Raw genomic sequence first — 22,940 nt, 5'->3', positions numbered from 1 at the left:
ATGGCGGCCGTCTCCCAGGGCTTCAAGACCGACTTGCTCGGCTCGATCCCGAGCCTGCGGGCTTTTGCCGTGTCGCTGACGCAAAACGCCGACAAGGCCGACGACCTGGTGCAGGAAACATTGGTCAAGGCCTGGGACAAGCATGAAAGCTTCCAGCCCGGCACCAACCTGAAGGCATGGCTGTTCACGATCTTGCGCAACGAATTCTATTCGCAGATGCGCAAGCGCGGCCGCGAGGTGCAGGACAGTGATGGCGTCATGACGGCCAGGCTTGCCGTTCACCCGGCCCAGCACGGCCAGCTTGACCTCGAAGACTTTCGCGGCGCGCTCGAGTTGCTGCCAGAAGACCAGCGCGAAGCCATTATCCTCATCGGCGCGTCGGGCTTCTCCTACGAGGAAGCGGCCGAGATCTGCGGCTGCGCCGTCGGAACGATCAAGAGCCGCGTCAGCCGCGCCCGCACACGGCTGCAGGAAATTCTGAAGATCTCCGGTGAAGACGAGTATGGCCCGGACGCAATTTCGGCTCAGGTAACCGGGTCGACGGCTGCGTGAAGCGCGGCGTCTTCGAACCGCTCCGCGCCTCAGCGGAGAGGCGTTCGCCTGCAGGCCGCCGCCACTGCCTCGACGAGATCGTCTCCCGAATAGGGCTTGGTGACCAGTCTGACGCCGGGAAAGGATTTCTTGATCTCGTCCGTATCCGAATAGCCCGAGGCGAAGACGAACGGGATGCCCGCTTCACGCAGCCGCGAAGCAAATTGGAGCGTCGAAACGCCGCTCAGCATGAGGTCGACGATGGCCACATCGAACTGCGCGGCAACGTCTTGCTGTTCGATCTCAGTCAGATCACGGGCGATGACCACATCGAGCGCGCCGTAGTCGCGGCAAAGCTGCTCGATATCCATGGCAATCAGGAACTCATCTTCCAGGATAAGAATCCGCAAACCGTCAAGTGATGCGCGCACGCAGCAATATCTCCTTAAATGCGTCTCTAACGTGAAACGGGGGAAGTCATGATCGTTATTTGGCATGCTGTCATTTAAAAAAGACGTGCCGGCGCGGATGCGTCGGCCTCGGCCCGTGCAAGGCATTTGCAACGCGCGCTGCCGGAGATAGGGTTAGAAGAGGTTCGTGCCGGAACCTTGGGGTCTGTCGGGCGTTTCGACCGAGCAAAAGCATGGAGAGTGAAGCAATGGCGACTGCCGCAGGAAAGGCCGCGAACGAAGCCCGCACGAATTCCGATATTGAGGCCGACATCGCACAATTGAAGGCCGACATCGACCAACTTACCAAGCTGTTGGCCAAAACTGGCGAACATGGCTACGGGGCAGCACGGCGAGCCGCCGCCGAAAGCGTCGAGCAGTTGCGAACCCAGGGCGAGGCAGCCTTCGACAGCCTGCGCAGCAACGCCAGGGACATCGAGGCGCAGATGATAGCGCATATGCGCGAAAAACCGGTGACTTCGCTGGCGATCGCCGCAGGCGTCGGATTCCTCTTCGCTCTTCTCGCGCGCCGTTAGTTCTGCACGCATGGGAATGCTTGCATCGCTGATCTCGGGCCTTGCCTCGGGCGAAACCATTGCGGCGGTGCAACGCGCACGCGTCGCTGCGATTGTCTATTCGGTCGCAGCGCTCGCGGCGCTGTGCGGCCTCGGCTTCCTCGTCGGGGCGGCCTATATCTGGACGGCGGCCCGCTATGGGCCGATGGCAGCTTCCCTGAGCTTCGGGATCGGCTTTCTGGCAATCGCCGGTCTCATCCTGCTCGTCTACCGGATGTCGGCCGGCTCGCGCGCTAGGCGCCGGGCGAAGCGACGCAACGCCGACATGAAGGCTATCGGCATCACTGCGGTACTCGCCGTGCTGCCGGCGCTGCTCAAGGGCAAAGGTGGCCCGGGGAAGGCCGGACTGGGCGCGATTCTCGGCCCGGCGATAGCACTCGCCGCCTACGCTATCTACCGCGAGAACGTGAAGCGCGGCTCCGATGATCCGGATACCGGCAAACGCGAATAGTTCGGAGGGATAGTTCGGGGCAAACGATTCTGGCGCCGGTCGCAAAATGCTGGCGTCACAAATCTTCGAGCGGAATCGATATTTCGGCGACCACGCCTTCCGGCCGGAATTCATGGGTCACCTCGCTGGAAATGACCTTGGCCAGGCTGCGGCGGATCAGGATCGAGCCGAAGCCATGGCGTTCGGGCGGCGCAACCCGTGGGCCGCCGCTTTCACGCCAGGCCAGCAACAGACGCCGTGCGCCCTTCCTGCCTTGTACCCTCCAATCGAGATCGACCTTTCCGGAGGAAACCGAGAGCGACCCGTATTGCAGTGCGTTGCTAGCCAGTTCATGCAGGATCAGCCCGAGCCCGACTGCCTGGTCGGGTGACAGCAGGACATCGGCGCCGGAGATCGCCATGCGCGATTGTCCGGCGGCTTGGAACGGCTTTAGCTCGATCTCCACCAGCTCGCGGATGCCGATACCGCGCCACTCGCGGTCCGACAGCAGGCTGTGCGCAACGCCCAGTGCCTGCAGCCTGGCGCTGAAGGCTTCGAGGAATTCGCTTGGCTGGCGGGCATGGCGAACGGTCTGCGTCGCCAGCGCCTGTACGGTTGCCAAAGTGTTCTTGACGCGGTGATTGAGCTCGCGCAGCAACAGCCGTTGACGTTCGTCGCCAAGTTTGCGTTCGGTAATGTCGTAGTTGACGCCGAAGATCAGCGTTGGCTTGCCCTCGCCGTCGCGCTCTATGACGCGGCCGCGCGTTGCGATCCATCGCGGCGGATCGAGGCCTTTGACACGGTATTCGCCAAAATAATCGTCGCTGCCGGTCAGCGCGTCGCGAAAGCGTGTTTCGGTCTGGTGAACGTCGCGCGGGTCGATGGCGGTCAGGATGTCGCGCGCCCTCAGCCTGTTCGACTTCGGCAGGTTGAACAATTCGGACAGCAGGACATCGCAGTCGATCATATCGCTGCGGATATCCCATGCCCAGCTGGCAAGCGAAGCCGCGTCGAGCGCGATAGCGCGCCGCTTTTCCTCTCGAACCAGTGCTGCCTTGGCAATCGCCGCACTGCGGGTTGCATCCTTCAGCGTGAACAGGCTGGCGGCAAGGCCGGCCAGCGCCGACAGCTGGTCGAGCTGGACAGAGGAGGGACGTGCGTGCGGCTTCCGGTCGAGCACGCACAGCGTGCCGATCAGCGCGCCGTCGATTACGATGGGCACGCCTGCGTAAAAGCGGATATGATGCTCGCCGGTGACCAGCGGATTGGCTTTGAACCGCGGATCCGCCGCCGCGTCGGCCACCACCATCGGCACGTTGCCGGCTGCGATGGTATAGGCGCAGAACGATGTCTCGGTTGCGGTTTCGGTCTCGTCGAGGCCGATACAGGACTTGAACCACTGCCGCTCGGCATCGACCAGCGTGATCAGTGCGACAGACGTTTGCATCGCCGAAGCGGCAAGACCGCCGATACGATCGAAATCAGGGTCGGCAGCCCCGTCCAGCGTGTCGAGGCCGTGCAGCACGGCAAGACGGTCCGCGGCGCCCACCACACGGCGAATATCGGCCGGCAGGCCCGGCGTGTTCTGGCTATTGTCGTCCACTATGCCCCCGGTGGCCGGCTCCGCTGATTGGTCAGGCCAACCGGCCCGTCTGCCGCCTTGCAGAGCCGGAACTTTCGCGGCGGGGGACCGTTACCAGCCAACGCCCCGCCAGTTACGCCTGCCGGCGCCAAATATGGAGCCAGACAATGCCAAAAACCATTCCTGAAAACAAAGCCCGTCAAGGGCGGCGGGGTCGGCATGTCCTTCGTATCCTGATCGCCGCGCTGTTGCTGGCTTTTATCGCCTGGGGCGTCGCCGAAATCTACGGCTGGATGATCGAGACGCCGAAGACCGAACAGGGCAACACGCCCAGCGGCTAGGTTCTCTCCATCGCTCGCGCCAGTTTGCATCACGCAACCCCACATCACGCATCCCACGTCAGGCAACCTTTGCCTCGGCGGCGCGCGCCGGGACGAGAACATTCAACGCGCGCGGATGGATTTCGACGGTCGTCTCGCGATCGAGCTTTACCAGTTCGCCGTCCATGACGGCCTGAACTTTCCTGTTCGACGAATGGATTTTCAAAACGGCGCGGTTTGCCTGATGGATTTCGACATGCTCGTTGCCGCGCCATTTCCCACGGGCGACGTCAAAGAGGAACCTGATCAATTCGCCGCGCCGCCGCGCCACGGTGACATAGACGCCCAGCACGCCGCCTGCCGGATTATCGGCATAGGGCAGGTGGCCCTCGCCAAACAGATTGTTGGTGATGCCGATACCGGTGATCCGCGTTCTGATCTCGGCCTCGCCGATCGTCAGCGTTACGTTCATCGCCGGTGGATTGTTGATCGTCGCCCAAGCGGCTCGCACCGAGGCGCGCATCTTCCCCAACCGCGAGCCGAATTCCATCTTCTGGCGCAGTTGCACCATCCTGGCGTGCATGCCGATCGAGAATTGATGCACGAAAGGCCGGCCGTTGGCTGTTGCAATGTCAATCGCCATCACCTCGCCGTCGGCAAACGATTTCAGTGCCGCATCGAGGGTCTGCGGAATACCGAGGCCGCGCGCAAAAAGATTCATTGTGCCAGCCGGCAGAATTGCAAGCGCCTTCTCCCCATTCATCAAACGGGCTGCCGCGGCCGAGATGGTGCCGTCGCCGCCGCCCGCCAGCACGACGTCGATGCCGCGCCTGGAAGCTACGCCGTCCAGCGTGGCAACGATATCCTTGCCGGCGACGATTTCGATATCGATCGAGTGGCCGGCAGTCTCAAGCGTGCCGCGCATCCGACTGGCGAAGGCCTCAAGATCGATGGTGCGCAGGGTGCCCCCGTCCTTGTTCAGCACCGCTGCAAACTGCATGGCCGTTCCATTTTCCAGCACCTATCGGGCCGGGACGGAGCCCCAGCCGGGAGTGGAACGGGGCGGCCGAGAAAATGTTCCTTTCGACCAACGAGGCGAATCCGAGAACCATTGACATCGCACCGGGTGCACCACGGCTTTTTTCGGAACAACAGTGTGGTCACAACGTTGTGAACATGCAGAAGACGCTGCGCCCGCAGTGACGCTAGGCGGGCAGGGCGTGCACGAAATCACCGACGAGGAGACACTAAGATGATCCGCACCCTTTTAACCACGACAGCAGTCGCAACATTGATTGCGACGGGTGCATTTGCGCAATCGGCGACGACCCCGGCGCCGACGCAAGCACCCGCCGTAGAGAATTCCGCTCCAGCCGCTCCGGTGCAACGCGCCGAGGGCAGCCTTGTCACCAATATCATCGGCGAGTCGGTTTATAACGGCACCGGCGACAATGCAGAGAATATCGGCAAGGTCACCGATATCGTCTTCGACGAGCGCGGCCAGGTAAAATCCGTCGTCATCGGCGTCGGCGGGTTCCTCGGCATTGGGACCAAGAACGTCGCCTTCGACTACAGCAAGATGCAATGGGCCGAAAGAAATGGCGATCGCTGGCTGATAGCGCAAACGACGAAGGATGAGCTGACGGCTCATCCGGATTTCGACCGCAAGCCCTATGATCCGGCGCCTGCGGCGACAGACACCACGGCTACGGCTCCTGCCGCTCCGTCGACCTCCACCGATACGGCGCAGAACGCCCCGGCGGCGCCGACCGGTAACAACCCCGCTCCGGTCGTGAAGCGCGCGGAAGGCAATCTTGCCACCAATATCATCGGCGAGACCGTCTACAACGGTACCGGCGACGACGCCCAGAACATCGGCGACGTAAACGACATCGTCATCAACAAGGAAGCCAAGGCGCAATCGCTGGTCATCGGTGTCGGGGGCTTCCTCGGCATAGGTGAAAAGAACGTCGCCTATGATTTCGACAAGGCGCAGTGGGCCGAGAGGAACGGCGATCGCTGGCTGGTTGCCCAAACCACCAGGGAAGAGCTGACGGCGCAGCCGGATTTCGACCGCAAGCCCTATGATCCGGCCCCGGCGACCACAGCGTCGAACGATGCCGCGGCTAATGCGCCAGCCGTCGTCACGCCTACTGTGACGGCCAGCAACACTGCCACGACCGATAACACTGCGACGACCAACAACACTGACCAGGCCAGTAAGACGGCTCAAAATGCCCCAGCGCCCGCAACGACGGCAGACCAGACCAAGACCGGGTCGATCGACAAGTCGACACTGACTGAAATGCCGATAGGCGAAATCCGGGCCGAGGATCTGGTCGGAACAACCGTCTACGGCGCCAACGATGTCAATGTCGGCGAGATCGGCGATATCGTGCTGGGCGGCGACAAGAAGGTCGACGCAGTCATCATCGACGTCGGCGGCTTCCTTGGCATCGGCGAGAAGGAGGTGGCGGTCGGCATGGACAACCTGAAATTCATGACCGACAAGAACGGCAAGCGCTATCTCTACACGAACTTCACCAAGGAGCAGCTTGAGGCGCAGGCCCCCTATGACAAGGCCAGCTATGCGCAAAATCGCGAGAAACAGCGCATGATCATGCGCTAAGCTGCGCACAGGCCGACAGAGAAGCCCGCGCCGGCAACGGCGCGGGCTTTGCTTATCTCGAGGGGAAGCCGGCGACATGGCCGGCAACGCCATTGTCCGTCAATTCGGCGAGCGCCAAAGACTGGTCGAGATGCTCGGCCCGCCAGGCGAGCAAGTTCTCGGCAAATTCCAGCCGTTCCAGCAGATAGGCTGGGTCGTCAGCGACATTGGTCAACTCGCGCGCATCCTTCTCCAGGTCGAAGAGCAAGGGCGGCAGGCCTCCGCCGAAATGCACATATTTGAATTTTTGCGTGCGAACGACGGCGAGATTGCACTGACGCGGACCGACGCCGAAATACCGTTCGGCATCACCATCCGCGATCGAGCGGAAATCGAACTCCCAATGCGCCGCATCGCGCCAATTGTCCGGCTCCGTTGCGTCCAGGAAAGGCGCCAGCGAGCGGCCGTCGAGATGCGGCAGCACTTCGCCGCCAGTGAGCTCGAGCCCAGTGAGCTCAAGCAAGGTCGGCGCCAAATCCACCGCCTCGGTGAAGCGGTCGACGCTGCTGCCGGCAGCCTTGCGGCGGCGCGGATCGCGAATGATCAGCGGAATATGGAAGCTGCAGTCGAAGAAGCCGCCCTTGCCCAGCATGAAATGGTCGCCCATCATCTCGGCGTGGTCGGAGGTCAGCACGATGACGGTGTCGTCCCATGCATCGGCCGCCTTGACCGCTTGCCAGACGCGGCCAAGCTGCGCGTCGACCTCCGAGATCATGCCGTAATAGAGCGCCCGGATGCGGCGAAAATTATCGTCGCCCCAGTCGCGCACCTTGCCCTCCGAGCCGGGACGGAATTTCGACCGTTCCTGCCGGTTAAGTTCATAGGCGAGATAAGGGTGGCTTGCTGCTTCGGCCTGCCAGCTTTCCGCGCGGTCAAAAGCTGGACCGATGGCCGGATCGTACATGGCGTTGTAAGGCGCCGGCACGATGAAGGGCGGGTGGGGGCTGATGAAGGAAAGATGCGCGAACCACGGGGCATCGCGCTCCTGCTCGCCGAGCCAGCGGATGAATTCGCCGGCCAGGAAGGCCGACGGCGTCTCGTCCTTCGAATAGATTGGCGGACCGTTGCTGATCGCGCCGTCGTTTTCCAGGATTTCGCCCGCCGGGCGGTGAATGGCGGGGGAGCCGGCACCGGCATCGACGCCGCGCGCCTTGAGCCATGACAGCCAGGGCTTCTGGTGCTCGGGCAGAAGCTGGCGCACAGTGAAGCCGGGCAGCACGCCTTCATAGCTTTTCAGCTGCGGGTCGCCAGGCGCCAGCGTGCGCGGGTCGCGCGCCATGTCGGTATAACCGAACAGCGTCGGATCATAGCCGAGGGCGCGTGCCCAGAGGGCTATGTTGCCGTGGCGGGCGTCGAGCGGCGTGCCGTTGCGGCAGACACGATTGTTCATCTGGTAGAGGCCGGTGTAGAGGCAGGCGCGCGCCGGCGAGCAAGGTGCGGCGCCGCCATAGTGCTTCTGGAACAAAACGCCCTCGGCAGCCAGCGCGTCGGCATTCGGCGTCCTTACCACCTTGTGGCCAGCAGCTGACAGGCAGTCGCCCCGCCATTGGTCGCAGGTGATCAGGAGAATATTGGGGCGTTTTCCACTCAACCGCTGTATCCTCATGCTGGCTACATGCGTCGCTCATGGAGCGCAATTTCGACGAGTATGCAAGCCGGTCCAGTTTGCCGAATGGTGAACAAAACCTGCTTCGTCGTTCACTTTAACAGCACAGTCCATTCTGTGTTTGCCGCCTTTGCGGCCAGGAGGCGGATGCTCATATTTGCGTGGACAGCGGCAAGGGCCGCACCGGCACAAGGAAAGGAGCAGAAACATGCTCGACCAAGTCAAGGGCCTGCATCACGTCACCTCGATGGCCAGCGATGCGCGCCAGAACAATGAATTCTTCACCGGGACGCTCGGTCTGCGGCGGGTCAAGAAAACCGTCAATTTCGACGCACCCGATGTCTACCACCTCTATTACGGCGACGAGGTCGGCACGCCCGGCTCGGTGATGACCTATTTCCCGTTCCCGAACATCGGCAAGGGCCGCCATGGCGTTGGCGAGGTCGGTACCACCGCTTACTCGGTGCCCGAGGGCACGCTCGGCTATTGGGAGAACCGGTTTGCCGAGCAAGGTGTCACCGGGCTGTCCGGCGAGGAGACGTTCGGCGAGAAGCGTCTTGTCTTCGCCGGTCCCGACGGCGATGGGTTTGCGCTGGTGGAAGACAGAGCGGACAGCCGTGCACCATGGGCCAAGGGTGGCATTCCCACCGACGAGGCGATCCGCGGCTTTCACTCGGTGTCGCTCAGGCTGAAAGATGGCGGCGCCACCGAAGAGCTGCTGAAATTCATGGGTTATGAGGAGGTCGACAAGTCCGGCAACGTCAGGCGGCTGGCGGTGAAGAACGGCAACGGCGCCGACGTCGTCGATATCGAATCGCTGCCAGGGGCCGGCTTTGCCAATCTCGGCGCCGGCTCGGTCCACCATGTCGCTTTCGCCGTCGAGAACCGCGCCAAGCAGATCGAAGTGCGCAAGGCGCTGCTCGATACAGGTTATCAGGTGACGCCGGTGATCGACCGCGATTATTTCTGGGCGATCTATTTCCGCACACCGGGCGGCGTGCTGTTCGAAGTCGCCACCAACGAGCCGGGCTTCGACCGCGACGAGGATACCGCCCATCTTGGCGAGGCGCTGAAACTGCCGTCGCAACACCAGCATTTGCGGCCCTATCTCGAGCAGCATCTGCAGAAATTGGAAGACTGAGGGCAAGGTCATGAGCAAGGATTCGTATATTCACAAAGTGCTGCCCGGTTCGCCGGGCGGACCGCTGCTCTTCGTCTTCCATGGCACCGGCGGCGACGAGGCCCAGCTTCTGTCGCTTGGGCGCGATCTTGCGCCGCAAGCGACGATCGTCGCTCCGCGCGGCGATGTCTCGGAACAAGGCGCCGCACGCTTCTTCCGCCGGACCGGCGAGGGCGTTTACGACAGGGGCGACATCACGCGAGCGACGGACAAGATGGCCGGCTTCGTCAAGGCACATGTCGAGACGGCAAGGCCATCTTCGGTGCTCGGCCTCGGTTACTCCAACGGCGCCAACATCCTGGCCTCGGTGCTGTTCGCCGAACCGTCGCTGTTCGACGCAACGGTGCTGATGCATCCGCTGATCCCGTTCGAGCCGGAGGTCAAGGGCAGCCTTGGCGGCAGCCGCATCCTGGTCACCGCCGGCAGGCGGGACCCGATCTGTCCGCCTGATTTGACGGCACGGCTTGAAGCCTATTTGCGCGCCGATGGCGCCGATGTCACAGTCGAGTGGCATGACGGCGGCCATGAGGTGCGGCCGACCGAGATCGAGGCGGCGCGGCGACTGTTTGCCGTGGCGCCGGATGAAAGGACCGCAAGCCATGTCTGACCTATTGCCGAAGATCGAACTGGAGGACCGCGGTTCGAAGGGCCGCTACCTCCTGCGTGGGCCGGGCGGCGCCGAGGCTGAGATGACCTTCACCAAGATCGGCGAGCACCAGATCATCATCGACCATACCGAAGTGCCGGATGCATTTCGCGGCCAGGGCGCGGGGCTTCGCCTGGTCACCCGTGCCGTCGACGATGCGCGTGCGGCGGGCAAGATGATCATCCCGCTTTGCCCGTTCGCCAATGCCCAATTCCGCCGCCATCCGGAATGGGCGGACGTGCTGAAGCGGTAAGCACCGCCTCTCGATGAATGACAGGAGAAAGGGTGCGCGGCTTTACCGCGTGCCCCTTGAGCCATTGGAGGCGTACAAACACAGCGGCAACATGCGGGATTTGCGCAGAGCGCCAACCTTGCCTAAGTATTGCCAGCAACCGGCTCGCCATCCGCGGCCCGACCACTTCAACCGAATGGCCCTCCATGACCGAATCCGATCTCGTTCCCGTCTTCGACGGCCACAACGACACGCTGCTCCGGCTCTACCAGTCGAAGGATGCGGACGTCGAAAAGCTGTTCGTCGAGGGGACGCCAGGTGGCCACATCGACCTGCCGCGCGCGAAGAAAGGCGGGTTTGCCGGCGGCATGTTCGCGATCTTCCCGCCGCCTGTCGAGAAATCCAAACGCGGCGCGGTGCCGCTGGCGCCGAGCGACAGCGAGCCCTTGCCGCCCGAGGTTCCGCGCGCCGATGCGCTCAACTCCACCGTAGCGATGGCCTCGATCCTGTTCAGGCTGGAGCGGGCTTCGGCGCTCACCGTCTGCCGCACCGCCGGCGATGTGAGGAAGGCGATGGCGGAAGGCTCGATCGCGGCGGTCTTCCACATCGAAGGGATCGAGGCGATCGACCCTGAGCTCACCCTGCTTGACGTCCTCCACGCAGCCGGCCTGCGCTCGCTCGGCATCGTCTGGAGCCGTCCCAACGCCTTCGGCCACGGCGTGCCGTTCCGTTTCCCGTCATCGCCCGATACAGGGGCGGGGTTGACCGATGCCGGCAAGGCGCTTGTGAAAGCCTGCAACCAGCTGAAGATCATGATCGATCTTTCGCATCTCAACGAAAAAGGTTTCCGCGACGTCGTCGAGATCAGCGACGCACCGCTGGTCGCGACCCATTCCAACGTGCACGCGATCTGCGGCCATTCGCGCAACCTCACCGAATGGCAGCTCGGCGCGATCCGCGACTCCGGCGGCATGGTCGGGCTGAACTTCGCCACCGGGTTCCTGCGCGAAGACGGCAGGATGAACGCCGACACCGGCCTCGACATCATGGTGCGCCATGTCGATTCGCTGCTGCAGGCGCTGGGCGAAGACGGCGTCGGCCTAGGCTCGGATTTCGACGGCGCCATGATCCCGGCCGTGATAGGCGATGTTGCCGGCCTGCCAAGACTGCTCGACGCATTCGCGGCACGCGGCTTCGGGCGCGCGCTGATCGAGAAGATCGCCTATCGCAACTGGCTAGGCATGCTGGAAAGGACCATCGGCTAAGCGGGTGATGCCGGCTTGACCGGAACGCGTTTTGGGGGCGGACTATTCGAAACCCATGCGTTTAAGCCAGTCCTGGCCAATGCCGCGATCACGGATGATCGGCAGCGGATCCGTCGAATCCAGGCGTGCGCAGATGCGGTAGACCTCGAGCGTCTCGGCGTTCATCTCGCCGCGTTTGTAGAAGAACATGGCCGCGGCATAGCGGGTGCGGCCCGACCATTTTTCGCCGAGCGGCGTGTTGATCAGCTGCCACTGTTCGGCGGCTTCGGCGTCGAGTTCGGGACTATCGGTGTCGTCGGCCATATTTAGAAATCCGCGGGCGGACTGGTGCGGCGGTCGAGTTTGATGACCGGCCGCGGCGCCAGTTTGGCACGCCTCAGCAGCTTTTGATATTGCAGCTCGCGCCTGGCGTAGATCTCGACCCAAGGTCCGCTGCAGGCGGGCTCGGCGGCGCTGATCTGGTCTGCATCGCCGGGATCGCTGCCTTTCGCCGACGGTGCCTTCGACGTCGTTTTCTCCAAGGATGCAATCTCGACGAGAACATTCGAATATGGGCAGCCGTGCAGAAGGTGCTTGACAGTGGCAAACACCGTCCCACTGATCTTCGCGGCCGAAGCCGATCGGCTAGCCGGCGATGCTGGAGACCATCACCCCGATGAAGACAACAGAGGCGCGCGAAGCCCTCCTCGAACCGGCGCGAAAAAGCGATTCCGATAAGCGCGGCCGCAAAGCGTCGAAAGAGACAAGGCAGGTTCAACTGATCGAAGCGACTATCGATTCATTGGCCAAGCGCGGCTATTCGGAAACGACTATGGCCGACGTCGCCGACGGCGCCGGCCTGTCGCGCGGCATCGTCAATTTCCATTTCGAGAGCAAGGAGAAGCTGCTCGTCGCCACTTTGCAATACATGCATGACGAGTATTCGGCGCATTGGCGCAGCGCCTTGCAAAAGGCCGGCGATGATCCCGCCCGCCAGTTGCAGGCATTGGTGGTGGCCGATTTCGACCGCTCGATCTGCAACAAGCGCAAGCTGGCTGCCTGGTGTGCCTTCTGGGGCGAGGCCAAATCGCGACCGAAATATCAGGCCCTGAGCAGCGCACGCGATGCCGTCTACCAGAACATCTTCATCGATCTTTGCGCGGCGCTCAAGCAGAGCGGCTTCTATGCCTATGAGCCGCAGGTCATGGCGCTGGCGCTCAGCGCCATGCTGGATGGTCTGTGGCTGCGTTTGATGATGGGCACCGAGGACGCCACACGCGAGACGGCGCTGCAGGCCGCGAACGAGTTCCTGTCTGCGGCATTCCCCAAGCACTATCCGAACTCTGCAGCCCGCGGTGCCAGGCCGGCGTGAACCATCAAAAAGAGGGTGGACCAGCAATGAAGACAATGATCCGGCCCCTGACATTCGAGAAGATCAAGGCCGGCTAATGAAGTTCAAGATCGAACGAGCCGATGTGGCCATCGTCGGCGCCGGCTTCACCGGCCTGTCGGCCGCGCGTGAATTGAACCACGCCGGCATCGATGTCGTGCTGCTCGAAGCCCGCGACCGTGTTGGCGGCCGCGTCGAAGCCGTGCAGAACGGGCTCGGCGAGCGGATCGACAGCGGCGGCCAGTTCCTGTGCGAAGACATGCCGGAATTAATGGCGCTGGTGCGAGCGCGCGGCAAGACATTGGTCGAGACCCATGTCGCAGGCGAATTCGTCACGCAGCCGCGAATGAGCGAGGCGCAAGCCGGGCGCACTTACGGCACCGCGATGCGAATGCGCGAGCGGATGAATGCGATCGCACCGACCGACCCGACCATTGTCGGCTTGACGGTCGCGGCATGGCTCGATCGCCAGGCCGATCCCGACGATGCGAAGGCCGCCTTTCGGTCGATGATCGAGGGCCTGTGGTGCCTGGCAATGGAAAGGCTGCCGCTGTGGTACTTGATCGACAATGATCGCCGCATCACCAACGAGGTGTCGGAGCTGCAGTATTTCGTGGGCGAAACCATGCATTCGCTAGCGGATGATCTTGCGCGGGATCTCGGCGATCGACTGCGGCTGAATACAGCTGTCGAGGCCATTGAGCACGGGCCGGGAGGGGTTCGCGTCGTTTCGCCTGCCGGCGCGATCGAGGCACGAGCGGTACTGGTCGCCGTACCGCCGATGATGGCCTCGAGAGTGGATTTCGTGCCGCCGCTGCCGGCTGTGCTGAAGAGAGCCCTCGGCGTCTGGCAAAGCGGCGCGGTGATCAAAATGCTGGTGCGCTACCCCAAGGCTTTCTGGCGCGACAGGGGCTTGAGCGGCATGGTGATGTGGCGCGACCCGCACGGGCTTTTTGCCTGCGATGCCAGCAGGGACGAGGATCACGCAGCCCTTGTCGTCTTCATCGGCGGGCCGCTGGCGCAGCGCTGGCGGGATCTGGACGACGCGGCGTTGCGCGCAAAGGTGACGTCAAAGCTGGAAGAGGCGCTCGGTATCGAGGCGGCCGGCATCATCGATCTCAGTTATCGCGACTGGACTGGGGATCGCTGGAGCGGCGGCGGTTACAGTGATCTGATCGTCGATGCGACGGCAACCGATGCCGAACGCATTATCCGCGCCGGCGCGTCGCGGATCCATTTCGCCTCGTCGGAGCTGTCGCCATCATTTCCGGGCTACGTCGAGGGCGCCATCGTCGCCGGCCGCATTGCTGCGCTAAGAATTATTCAGTCTGCCATCGCCAGCAGAGCCTCGGGGTCATAAGCGAGGCGGATCAAGGTGCCGAGCGCATCGACGCGCATTGCCACGAGCTCGGCCTGCTGGTCCGGCCACTGATCAACATGCGCGTGATGTCGCCGCCATTGATCATCACGCGCGACCAGATCGACGACATGGTGTCGATCCTGCGCGAAGGCATTTCGCGCACGATGGACGATCTGCGCCGCGAAGGTGCCTGGCGGGGATAGGCGTTTATCGCCGGCAATCTCGCCATTGCTGACAACGATCGTCCGCGCCTACGATGTCCGGCAGGGGCCTCGATCGCCTGTCTCTGGCCGCATCTCTGGGGAAACAAAGCATTGATGACCTATCGGGCCTGTTCGGCCTCGCCGGTAAAACCGCCTTAATTTCCGGATTGAGCCGCGGCATTGGTCGGCCGCTGGCAACGTGGGCGAGGTCGATGAACTGGGCGGTGCCGCGATCTTCCTGGTTTCCGACGCGTCGAGCTTCATGACCGGCCAGATGATCTATGTCGACGGCGACATGACCGGACCCGTATGAGCGTGACTGTCGCTGTCGGGCGCATGGAAGATCGGTCGGCCTCGGGCCCGCCCCGCAAAAGGCAGGGCTCGTCATTTGCACACTCTTATCTTCACCGCTAAGCTTCTCTGGCTGGGGTATTTTCCTCAGATCACATTCGCCATCCCAAGGATATCATGACACCCGACACAGCAACGCGCGAACAGTTCGCCATCGATCTCGCGCGGCGCGCCGGCGCGCTCGGCCTGAAGTATTTTCGCGACCTCGACAGCCTCGCCATCGAGAGCAAAGGTCATCAGGACATGGTCTCGCAGGCTGACCGCGAGGTCGAGCTGTTCATCCGTGCGGCAATGAAAGCCGCCTACCCGACCGATGGAATTGTCGGCGAGGAGCATGCCTCGGTCACCGGATCGAGCGGGCATGTCTGGGTGATAGATCCGATCGACGGCACCGCGAACTTCGTGCGGGGCATCCCGGCCTGGTGCGTGGTCATCGCCTGCGCCAAGGACGGCGACACTGTCGTGGGTGTCATCCACGAGCCCTCTACCGGCGAAACGTTCCATTGCCGCAAGGGCGGCGGCGCTTTTCTCAACGGCAAGCCGATCAGGGCAAGCGCGGCCACCAGCCTGACCGACGGCTCGTTGGGCACCGGCTTTTCCAACCGCGCCGAAATGCAAAACGTCGCAACGCTCATCGGCTTGCTGTTTTCAAAAGGCGGCGTGTTTTTCCGTAACGCATCCGGCGCGTTGATGCTCGCCTATGCGGCCGCCGGCAGGCTGCTCGGCTATGTCGAAGAGCATATGAACGCCTGGGACTGCCTGGCAGGCATGCTGCTGGTGGAAGAAGCCGGCGGCACGATCGTCAAGCCCGACCCAAAGACGGTTCTGGAAAACGGCGCGCTGGTGATTTGCGCCGGCAGCGGTGTGTTCGCCCAGGTCCGCCAGCTCTGCGTGCAATCCTTCAAGCTTTGATCAGAACCGGTCCGCGCTCCGGAAAGCCGATGCCGACGCTGTCGCCTGCCTGAAACGGCGCATCGATGTTGTGCGATATTGCAAACACCTGGCCGTGCGGCGTGGCGATGACAAGCTCGAGATGGCTACCGATATAGGTGACCTTTTCCAGCCTGCCCGCGATCGTCCGTGGTGCACCGGCAGGGCCGATCTCGATGCGGCTCGGACGGACGGCCAGCTTCGCCGGGCCGACCAGCTGGCCTCGCGCCGGCAGTTTCAAGGCCAGCGAACCCAGCCGGACGGCAGCTTCATCACCTTCTACCGAAACCACCTCGCAATCGAGGATATTGGCTTCGCCGATGAAGTCGGCGACGAAAGCGTTGGCCGGTGCGTCGTAGAGTTCGCGTGGCGTGCCGTCCTGTGCGATCACCGCTTTGTTCATGACGATGATACGATCCGAAACCGCCAGCGCCTCTTCCTGGTCGTGTGTGACATAGACCACCGTCAGCCCAAGCTTGATCTGGATTTCCCTGATTTCCTCGCGCACGTGCCGGCGCAGCTTGGCGTCGAGATTTGACAGCGGCTCGTCGAACAGCAGCACTTGCGGTTCGAGCACCAGCGCGCGCGCCACCGCCACGCGCTGCTGCTGGCCACCCGACAGCTCGCTTGGCAGACGCGCCTCGAAACCGGTCAGGCCGACCAATTCCAGCCCGGCACGGGCCCGAGACGCAGCCTCCTTCTTGTCATGGCCGGAGAAGCGCAAGCCATAGGAGACGTTTTCCATCACCGTCATGTGCGGAAACAGTGCATAGGACTGGAAAACCATGGACACGTCGCGGTCGGTGGCGGGCAGGCGGGTGACATCTTTGCCGCCTATCAGAATGCGGCCGCTGGACGGCATTTCAAGGCCGGCGATCATGCGCAGCGTCGTCGTCTTGCCGCAGCCGGAGGGCCCGAGAAGCGTCACCAGCTTGCCGGCTTCGATCGCAAGCGAGATGTCGTCGACCGCCGGCATGCTGGCGCCCGGATATGTCTTGGTGACATGGTCGAAGGTTACCGAGGCGGCGTTGCTGCGAATTTCGGCCATCACCCGGCTCCTGCTATTGTGGTCGGGCCGCCGGCCGTTCCGGGCAGGCTGACATTGGTGCGCACGCTCCAGCCGCCGTCGCCCTGCTGGATGCCGCGCCGGCCGATATTGCGGCTGCCGACAAGCAGCTGCATCAAGCCAATTACCATCAGCATGACGACGATCAGCACCGTCGAATAGGCGATGGCGATGCCGTATTCATTGTTCTCGACACGTCCAACGATGTAGCTGGTCGAGAGATCGTAGCGCGCGCTGACCAGAAAGATGACGGCGCTGATCGCGGTCATGGCGCGCACGAAGGAATAGACGAGCGCCGCCAGCATTGCCGATCTCAGCAAAGGCAGGATGACGCGCCTGAAGGTCTGCCACGAGTTGGCGCCAAGCGTCAGTGAGGATTCATCCAGGCTACGGTCGATCTGCGACATCGAGGCGACGCCGGCGCGCACGCCCACCGGCATGTTGCGGAAGATGAACGACAGTACGAGGATGATGCCGGTCCCGGTCAGCTCGATCGGCGGCACGTTGAAGGCAATAATGTAGCTGACGCCGATGACGGTTCCCGGAATCGCGAACGAGAGCATGGTCGCAAATTCGAAGGCGTTCTTGCCGCGGAAATTCTGGCGGACCAGAAGATAGGCGGTCAGAAGCCCGATCCCGGCCGTCAGAGGCGCCGATATCAGCGCGATCTCCATGGTCGTCCAGAAGGAGCTCCATGCCGAGCCCGACCAGTGGATGCCGAATTCGTTCCAGCCGACGGAGAACGCCTTCCGGTAGTGCTCCAGTGTCAGGCTCTGGTCGACCCCCCACAGCTTGACGAAGCTGCCATAGAAGATCACCGTGTAGACCAGTACGGTGAATGCCGTCCACAGTCCGGCGATGACATAGAGCGCGTATGTCAGCCCGGCAGGCAAGCGCGGATGGACGCCGGCGTCGCCCTTGCCGGTGACGGTGGTGTAAGAGCGCCTGCCGATCCAGAAGCGCTGCGCATAAAAGGCGCCGAGCGTGAAGGCCAGCAGCACCAGCGCCAGGATCGCGGCAAGTGCCGCATCGTTCTGCGCGCCGACAATGGCAAAGAAGATTTCTGTCGACAGCACGTCGTAATTGCCGCTCAGCACCAGCGGATTGCCGAAATCGGCCATGCTCTCGATGAAGCCGAGCAGAAAGGCGTTGGCAAGGCCCGGCCGCATCAGCGGCAGGGATACGGTCCAAAAGGTCTGCCAGCGGCTGGCTCGGAGCGTCTGGGAGGCCTCTTCCATGGACGGGCTGACGCCTTCGACGACGCCCATCAGCACCAGGAAGGCGATCGGCGTGAAGGCGAGAACCTGGGCAATGAGCAGGCCGGGAAGTCCATATACCCAGCGTGTCGGCTGGAAACCGAAGAGACCGGCCACGCTCTGCGTCACTGCCCCTGACAGTCCGAACAACAAGATGATGGCAAGGCCGATGACGAAAGCCGGCGTGATGATCGGCAACACGGTCAGGGCGCGGAGCAGCTTGCCGTGGCGGAAACCGGTACGGGTCACGACCAGCGCGAACACCAGCCCCAGAAACATGGTCAGCAGGCCGACGAGCACGGCCAGCAGCAGCGAATTCCAGGCCACGCCGCAGCGGCTGCCGCCGGCAAGACAAGCCAGGCTCCACAGCCGCGAACTGAACAGCTTGGCCAGGAACGCGACAGGCGAGTAGCCGCCGTCGTCGGTCTGCATGGCATTGGCCAGCATCATCAGGATCGGCATGAAGATGAAAATGGCAACCATGGCGACGACAAAGCCGATCGAGCCGACGACGAAGACGTCGCCAGAGACGGCGCCGCGCGCGGCAACACCCAGGGTGAAAAGGAACAGAAAGGCACCGCTGACCAGCAAGGCGCCGTAGCCCATGCCGAATTGGCGGTCGCCAAGTTCGCCGAACAGGCTGGTGAGCCAGCCGAACTGCCAACCGCGCAGCCCGATGGCGAAGCCCTGGAACAACAGCCAGCCAAATCCGGCGGCGCCGACAATGATCAGCAGCCGGCTGAAAACCGGATCGGATTTGGTGCGGCCCCACAGAAGCAGCGGCACCACCAGCAGCAGGCCGAGCGGCGCCAGCCACAGTTTCTCGCCCTTGAGGGCCAGAACCAGTGCCGGCGCGAATTCGCTGTCGGACGGGTAACCGTCGAACAGCCAGGAAAAGCCGAAGAACCCGTCCTCGATGCCGTACCAGGGCAGCACGGCAAACCCCAGCCATCCGACCGCCATCCAAAGGACGGCGACCGGTTCAATCGGCCAGCGGGTTTCGCGGAAGCGCATCTGCTATTGCGGCAGCGATGCGACCTCCTCGTCCCATTTTTTCAGCAGCCGCTTCCGCTCTTCGCTCGAGCCGTACTTCTTGAAGTCGTAGTCGATCAGCTTGATGGTGGAGAGGTCGGGCGCCTTGTCGGAGGTTTTTGCCGCCTTGTTCGACGGAACCTGGAACGACCCCGCCTTTTGCGCCATGGACTGGACGTCGGCCTCGAGCGCCCAGTCGTAGAATTTTTTCGCAGCCTCCAGGTTCCGCGCCCCCTTGATGATCGATTCCGAGCCGATCTCGTAGCCGGTTCCCTCGCAAGGGGTGACCGGAACGATCGGGAAACCTGCGACGACCTGCGACACGGCGTCGTGGATGAAGACGATGCCGATGGTGGTCTCGCCGAGACCGGCGGCCTTGATCGGCGCCGAACCCGACTTGGTGTACTGGTTGACGTTCTTGTGCAGGGCTTTCATGTATTCGAAACCCTTGTCCTCACCAAACAGCTGAACGATGGTCGCCAGCATATTGTATGCGGTCCCCGAGGAATTGGGGTTGGCGACCTGGATGTGCCCCTTGTATTCGGGCTTGATCAGATCGGCCCAGCATTTCGGTTCGGGCAGATTGTTCTTGGCCAGCAAATCCTTGTTGTAGCCGAAGCCCAGCGCACCCGAATAGATGCCGACCGTGCGGTAGCCGGACGTTTCCGCCTGCTTGATCGCCCAGGGCTGCAACTGGTTGAGCAGCGGCGATTTGTATTCCACTGTCAGGCCCTCCTCGGCTGCCTGCAGATGCGGATCGCCGGTGCCGCCCCACCAGATGTCTGCCTTTGGGTTGGCGGCCTCGGCGCGCAATTGCGCATAGATTTCGCCAGCGCTCTTGCGGGTCATATTGACGGTGATGCCGGTCTTCTCCTCGAACGCCCGCGCCGTCTGCTGGCACCAGACCTCGTCAACGCCGCAATACATGGTCAGGCTTTCGGCGGACGCCGATGACGACGCGGCCCACATACCGGCGGCGAGGATGCCGGCGCCGAGAATTGCCCTTTTTATCATGTTGAAATTCCTCCCTAAGTTATTTGCCGACTTATGAAACCCAGATACGCGGAAAATTCAAGTTGGAAGGGTACGGCCGCCTTTGCGCCTTTCGCCGACTTCCCGCTCGATATGTTCGACAGGTTGATGCGGATCAATCTTTGCAGTCACCTGGCCGATCGTCCAGCGCTGCTGAACATCCTCAGACGATGGCCCGGTCCCAGCCGCCATAATGCGCAGCGCTGCGCGTGCCGCGCGGCAGGCTGAGCCCGACCAGCAGCGCTCCGATCGCCAGATTGGCGAGGCTCGCGGCCGCGCCGCCGGCGAGGATGAACGGAGAGAGGGCAATCCAGGCTCCAAGCGCGATGTTCAGAAAGCGGACGGCGCGCGCCACTTCGGCCATCGCAGTAACGGCGATCATGATGATGAGGCAACCGGTGACATGATCGCTAAGGTAGAGCGGCGGACTTGTGCCGAAGACAAGCGGCGTGATCATCAGCAGGGCGCCGGCGAGCGTGCTGGCGACAAGGGTCCACGGGAAGTTCACACCGCCGGTGATGAAGTCCCGCGCCACTGCCGATAGCGACCGGTCGAGATCCGGCGTCGGCGTCTGGTCCTCCGAAAGCGCCGGGCCGCCGCACCAGAATGTGCGCCAGAACGGCTCTCCCGCCTGTTTCGCACGCCAAAGATACTGGCAGCTCGCCAGCACCTCGTCCACCGAATAGGGGATGAGCACGACCGTGACGGCGGCCTGGACGATGCAGAGCGTGCACAGCGCCCCGATGAGCGGTGGCTGGATGATGATGAAGCCGACGCTGACCACACCGAGCGGAACGACCAACAAACCGAACAAAAGCACTATCCACGGCATGGTGCGCCAGCGGCGGCGATCGCCGATCGCGCCCGCGAGGATATCCAGCGCATAGGCAAAGGCGCCCAGCCCGGCATCGGCGATCGGAAAACCCTTGGAGACCCAGGAGGTGACCACCGCCTCGCTGCCATTGCCGGCCGGCGTTTCGCCCGGGCCGAAGAACGGATCCCAAAGACTGTCGATGTGCCCTAGCTGATAGGCAGCGAGATAGCGCGAGACGAACAGGCCGACAAAGGCGAGGCCGATTATGGGAATGCGCTGGGTGAAGAGGGAGGGCGAATAGCTCCAGCCGAGCGGGCGGTCGTCATCGGCGGCAAGGGCACGCCGGCTGATACCCGGCGTCGGCGGGATCATCACCGCGAACGCGACGATCAGCATGCCGGCCAACGTGTCGGTCGCGTAGGCTCCGGCGCTGGTGGTCCAGAACAGCAGCGGCGCGAACATCACCCAAACCCCGATCGAGGCGGTGATCCATTGCAGCCCGTGCCAGCGCCGGCGCATGCCGACAAGCGCCAGCGACAGGATGGCGAGGCCGGATACAATCTCACTGATGCCGAGCCTGCCGTCGCGCGTCTCCGGCGAGGCGATCTCATGTCCGAGCGCCGGCGGAATCGGTGCTGAAGCGGGATCGAACAGGCCGAGCGTGAAGGGCGACGCCACGAGCCACAGCCCGATCGCAACGTTGGTCAGCGGCGCCCAGAGCGTTGCGGCCCGGTGGCGTTCGGTTTCCGCCTCGACCTCGTCGTCCGAGCGCTCGAGCGGGCGCTGCAGCCGTTCGGCGGCCTGGTCGAGCTCGGGCGCGGAAGCGGCGACCGCCGACGGTTCAAGCTTGTTCTTCTTGTACCAGTCGGTAGGATCCGCCTTCAGCCGCCGGATCATTTCCGGCAAGGTAGCGGTCAGGCTGTGTCGCGGGTTCCAGCCAAGCAGGCGCCTGGCGCGGGAGATGTCGATCTCGTAGTGATCGTCAGCGTTCTCGATCATCCATGGCTTGATGTCGGTCTCCTGGTCGAGAACCTTCTCCTGCATCCAGGCGCCGAGCTTCGTCACCTCTTTCGGCAGGGACAGGGTCCGCCAGGTCTCGCCGTGCAGGAGCTGCCCGATCTGCTTCTGCATCTCGTCGTAGGACGGCGTCTCTTCTTCGCCGATCAGCAGTACGGTCTCGTTGGGAAGCGCGCTGCGCCGGTCGACGGTGCGGACCACGGCGTCGACGAGATCGTCCAGATGCAGGTAGGGCTGGCCGGTGGTGATGTCGCCGGTGAAAAGATAGGCGGTCGGCATGCGCTCGAAAATGCGGGCGATCTGCTGGGCGATAAAGGCCGCGTGACAATTCTCGTCATAGACGCCCGCCAGTCGCAGGATCGCAACCTTGACGTGGCCGTGCTCTTTCAGGATCAGCGTCTCGGTCTCAGCCTTCGATCTCGGATAGGCCCAGGCCGGATCGATCGGCGATCGCTCGTCGATCCTGGCGCCCTTTGCCGGGCTCGGCGCATGCACCAGCAACGTGCTCGAAAACACGAACTGCTCCGTCTCGAGCCCTCTCAGCGCGTTCAGCAGCCGGCGCGTTCCCTCGACGGTCACCGCGCCGTATTTCGGATTATCCTCGCCGGTCGTGTCGTAATAAGCCGCGAGATGGATCACCGAGGCAACGCGGCCGCCGCTCCGCTCGCGCACCTCGGCCAGTGCCTTCGCCACGCTCGCGTCCGAGGTAAGGTCGATCTCGATCGTCTCGACGCCGGGCAAGGATCGTCTGGCAACATCAAGGCCGATGATGTCGTAGCGCTCCATCAAGCCGCGAGCGATGGCTTGGCCCAGAAACCCGCTGCTGCCTGTGATCAGGACGGTGGGACGGGTTTTGCCGGTCATGGCGAATCTCCTTGGCGATAGCCGGGTAGAAGAAGCCGAATGCTTCGGTCGCACACTCGGAACCATGTTCGTTGAGAACGGTTCCCGATGAGGTAGCACCACAGAATGGGTGCGCGCGGCGATCCGTCAGACCGACGGCCATTCGTGCCGGCGGATTGCGTT

At 63.0% G+C, this 22,940-nt stretch carries 23 protein-coding genes and 1 pseudogene; 14 read left to right on the top strand and 10 right to left on the bottom strand.

Annotated elements, in window-relative coordinates:
• On the top strand, nucleotides 1-552 hold the full coding sequence (locus NKI54_RS12625) for a sigma-70 family RNA polymerase sigma factor (RefSeq protein ID WP_023678544.1): 552 nt from the start codon (nucleotides 1-3) through the stop codon (nucleotides 550-552).
• A 29-nt stretch (nucleotides 553-581) separates the two neighbouring features.
• Here the strand turns inward: NKI54_RS12625 and NKI54_RS12620 are convergent, their stop codons facing one another.
• The gene (locus tag NKI54_RS12620) at nucleotides 582-962 is read right to left on the bottom strand and encodes a response regulator (RefSeq protein WP_352634116.1); all 381 of its coding nucleotides are present in this window, start codon (nucleotides 960-962) and stop codon (nucleotides 582-584) included.
• 227 nt (nucleotides 963-1,189) lie between these two features.
• Here NKI54_RS12620 and NKI54_RS12615 point away from each other — a divergent pair, with 227 nt between their 5' ends.
• Nucleotides 1,190-1,516, top strand: coding sequence for an ElaB/YgaM/YqjD family protein (locus tag NKI54_RS12615; protein ID WP_023678546.1), 327 nt, complete (start codon nucleotides 1,190-1,192; stop codon nucleotides 1,514-1,516).
• A 10-nt stretch (nucleotides 1,517-1,526) separates the two neighbouring features.
• A complete protein-coding gene (locus NKI54_RS12610) occupies nucleotides 1,527-2,006 on the top strand; it encodes a hypothetical protein (protein ID WP_023678547.1) in 480 nt (159 codons plus the stop codon).
• A 55-nt stretch (nucleotides 2,007-2,061) separates the two neighbouring features.
• Here the strand turns inward: NKI54_RS12610 and NKI54_RS12605 are convergent, their stop codons facing one another.
• A complete protein-coding gene (locus NKI54_RS12605) occupies nucleotides 2,062-3,588 on the bottom strand; it encodes a sensor histidine kinase (protein WP_352634114.1) in 1,527 nt (508 codons plus the stop codon).
• Between the two features lie 146 nt (nucleotides 3,589-3,734).
• Here NKI54_RS12605 and NKI54_RS12600 point away from each other — a divergent pair, with 146 nt between their 5' ends.
• Nucleotides 3,735-3,908, top strand: a complete 174-nt coding sequence (locus NKI54_RS12600; RefSeq protein ID WP_292659198.1) for a hypothetical protein — start codon at nucleotides 3,735-3,737, stop codon at nucleotides 3,906-3,908.
• Nucleotides 3,909-3,966: 58 nt separating this feature from the next.
• Here the strand turns inward: NKI54_RS12600 and NKI54_RS12595 are convergent, their stop codons facing one another.
• Complete coding sequence (locus NKI54_RS12595; protein WP_352634112.1) at nucleotides 3,967-4,887, bottom strand: diacylglycerol/lipid kinase family protein; 921 nt, start codon at nucleotides 4,885-4,887, stop codon at nucleotides 3,967-3,969.
• Between the two features lie 252 nt (nucleotides 4,888-5,139).
• On the opposite strand from NKI54_RS12595, the gene NKI54_RS12590 reads away from it, so the two are divergent.
• Complete coding sequence (locus NKI54_RS12590) at nucleotides 5,140-6,516, top strand: PRC-barrel domain-containing protein (protein ID WP_352634110.1); 1,377 nt, start codon at nucleotides 5,140-5,142, stop codon at nucleotides 6,514-6,516.
• A 52-nt stretch (nucleotides 6,517-6,568) separates the two neighbouring features.
• Here NKI54_RS12590 and NKI54_RS12585 read toward each other — a convergent pair whose 3' ends face one another.
• Nucleotides 6,569-8,161, bottom strand: a complete 1,593-nt coding sequence (locus NKI54_RS12585) for an alkaline phosphatase family protein (protein ID WP_352634108.1) — start codon at nucleotides 8,159-8,161, stop codon at nucleotides 6,569-6,571.
• Nucleotides 8,162-8,369: 208 nt separating this feature from the next.
• On the opposite strand from NKI54_RS12585, the gene NKI54_RS12580 reads away from it, so the two are divergent.
• From NKI54_RS12580 to NKI54_RS12565, 4 genes are all read left to right on the top strand, one after another.
• The gene (locus NKI54_RS12580) at nucleotides 8,370-9,302 is read left to right on the top strand and encodes a VOC family protein (RefSeq protein WP_352634106.1); all 933 of its coding nucleotides are present in this window, start codon (nucleotides 8,370-8,372) and stop codon (nucleotides 9,300-9,302) included.
• 10 nt (nucleotides 9,303-9,312) lie between these two features.
• A complete protein-coding gene (locus tag NKI54_RS12575; RefSeq protein WP_352691615.1) occupies nucleotides 9,313-9,948 on the top strand; it encodes an alpha/beta hydrolase in 636 nt (211 codons plus the stop codon).
• Nucleotides 9,941-10,240 (top strand): GNAT family N-acetyltransferase, encoded by a 300-nt coding sequence (locus NKI54_RS12570; RefSeq protein WP_352634102.1) that lies wholly within the window; start codon nucleotides 9,941-9,943, stop codon nucleotides 10,238-10,240. Before NKI54_RS12575 ends, NKI54_RS12570 begins: the two co-directional genes overlap by 8 nt.
• 185 nt (nucleotides 10,241-10,425) lie before the next feature.
• Nucleotides 10,426-11,484, top strand: coding sequence for a dipeptidase (locus NKI54_RS12565; RefSeq protein ID WP_352634100.1), 1,059 nt, complete (start codon nucleotides 10,426-10,428; stop codon nucleotides 11,482-11,484).
• Nucleotides 11,485-11,526: 42 nt separating this feature from the next.
• On the opposite strand, the gene NKI54_RS12560 is transcribed toward NKI54_RS12565, so the two are convergent.
• Both NKI54_RS12560 and NKI54_RS12555 read right to left on the bottom strand, forming a co-directional pair.
• Nucleotides 11,527-11,787 (bottom strand): hypothetical protein, encoded by a 261-nt coding sequence (locus NKI54_RS12560; protein WP_352634098.1) that lies wholly within the window; start codon nucleotides 11,785-11,787, stop codon nucleotides 11,527-11,529.
• A gap of 2 nt (nucleotides 11,788-11,789) precedes the next feature.
• Nucleotides 11,790-12,005: a hypothetical protein gene (locus NKI54_RS12555; RefSeq protein ID WP_352634339.1), complete on the bottom strand. Its 216-nt coding sequence runs from the start codon at nucleotides 12,003-12,005 to the stop codon at nucleotides 11,790-11,792.
• 113 nt (nucleotides 12,006-12,118) lie between these two features.
• On the opposite strand from NKI54_RS12555, the gene betI reads away from it, so the two are divergent.
• From betI to NKI54_RS12530, 5 genes and pseudogenes are all read left to right on the top strand, one after another.
• A complete protein-coding gene (betI, locus tag NKI54_RS12550) occupies nucleotides 12,119-12,835 on the top strand; it encodes a transcriptional regulator BetI (RefSeq protein ID WP_502898220.1) in 717 nt (238 codons plus the stop codon).
• 76 nt (nucleotides 12,836-12,911) lie between these two features.
• Nucleotides 12,912-14,213 (top strand): flavin monoamine oxidase family protein, encoded by a 1,302-nt coding sequence (locus tag NKI54_RS12545; protein WP_023678560.1) that lies wholly within the window; start codon nucleotides 12,912-12,914, stop codon nucleotides 14,211-14,213.
• Between the two features lie 20 nt (nucleotides 14,214-14,233).
• Nucleotides 14,234-14,416, top strand: a pseudogene (locus tag NKI54_RS12540) (aspartate aminotransferase family protein); the annotation flags it as partial.
• A gap of 166 nt (nucleotides 14,417-14,582) precedes the next feature.
• Nucleotides 14,583-14,729 carry an SDR family oxidoreductase gene (locus tag NKI54_RS12535; protein WP_502896713.1) on the top strand — a complete coding sequence of 49 codons (147 nt, stop codon included), beginning with the start codon at nucleotides 14,583-14,585 and terminating at the stop codon, nucleotides 14,727-14,729.
• Between the two features lie 155 nt (nucleotides 14,730-14,884).
• Nucleotides 14,885-15,679 carry an inositol monophosphatase family protein gene (locus NKI54_RS12530; RefSeq protein WP_352570624.1) on the top strand — a complete coding sequence of 265 codons (795 nt, stop codon included), beginning with the start codon at nucleotides 14,885-14,887 and terminating at the stop codon, nucleotides 15,677-15,679.
• Here the strand turns inward: NKI54_RS12530 and NKI54_RS12525 are convergent.
• The 4 genes from NKI54_RS12525 to NKI54_RS12510 all read right to left on the bottom strand — a co-directional run bounded on the left by NKI54_RS12525 (nucleotide 15,669) and on the right by NKI54_RS12510 (nucleotide 22,778).
• Nucleotides 15,669-16,745: an ABC transporter ATP-binding protein gene (locus NKI54_RS12525; RefSeq protein WP_352589796.1), complete on the bottom strand. Its 1,077-nt coding sequence runs from the start codon at nucleotides 16,743-16,745 to the stop codon at nucleotides 15,669-15,671. The genes NKI54_RS12530 and NKI54_RS12525 overlap by 11 nt on opposite strands.
• Nucleotides 16,745-19,033: an ABC transporter permease gene (locus tag NKI54_RS12520; RefSeq protein ID WP_352574854.1), complete on the bottom strand. Its 2,289-nt coding sequence runs from the start codon at nucleotides 19,031-19,033 to the stop codon at nucleotides 16,745-16,747. The genes NKI54_RS12525 and NKI54_RS12520 overlap by 1 nt, the downstream gene beginning before the upstream one ends.
• Before the next feature lie 3 nt (nucleotides 19,034-19,036).
• Nucleotides 19,037-20,065, bottom strand: coding sequence for an ABC transporter substrate-binding protein (locus tag NKI54_RS12515; RefSeq protein WP_352570620.1), 1,029 nt, complete (start codon nucleotides 20,063-20,065; stop codon nucleotides 19,037-19,039).
• 181 nt (nucleotides 20,066-20,246) lie between these two features.
• Nucleotides 20,247-22,778 carry an NAD-dependent epimerase/dehydratase family protein gene (locus tag NKI54_RS12510; RefSeq protein WP_352570618.1) on the bottom strand — a complete coding sequence of 844 codons (2,532 nt, stop codon included), beginning with the start codon at nucleotides 22,776-22,778 and terminating at the stop codon, nucleotides 20,247-20,249.
• Between the last annotated feature and the right edge of the window lie 162 nt (nucleotides 22,779-22,940).

This window comes from Mesorhizobium sp. M0663 (genome assembly GCF_040320585.1).
GTDB lineage: Bacteria > Pseudomonadota > Alphaproteobacteria > Rhizobiales > Rhizobiaceae > Mesorhizobium.
The sequence above is the reverse complement of the archived record's forward strand: the minus strand, read 5'-3'. Positions and strand labels throughout refer to the sequence as shown.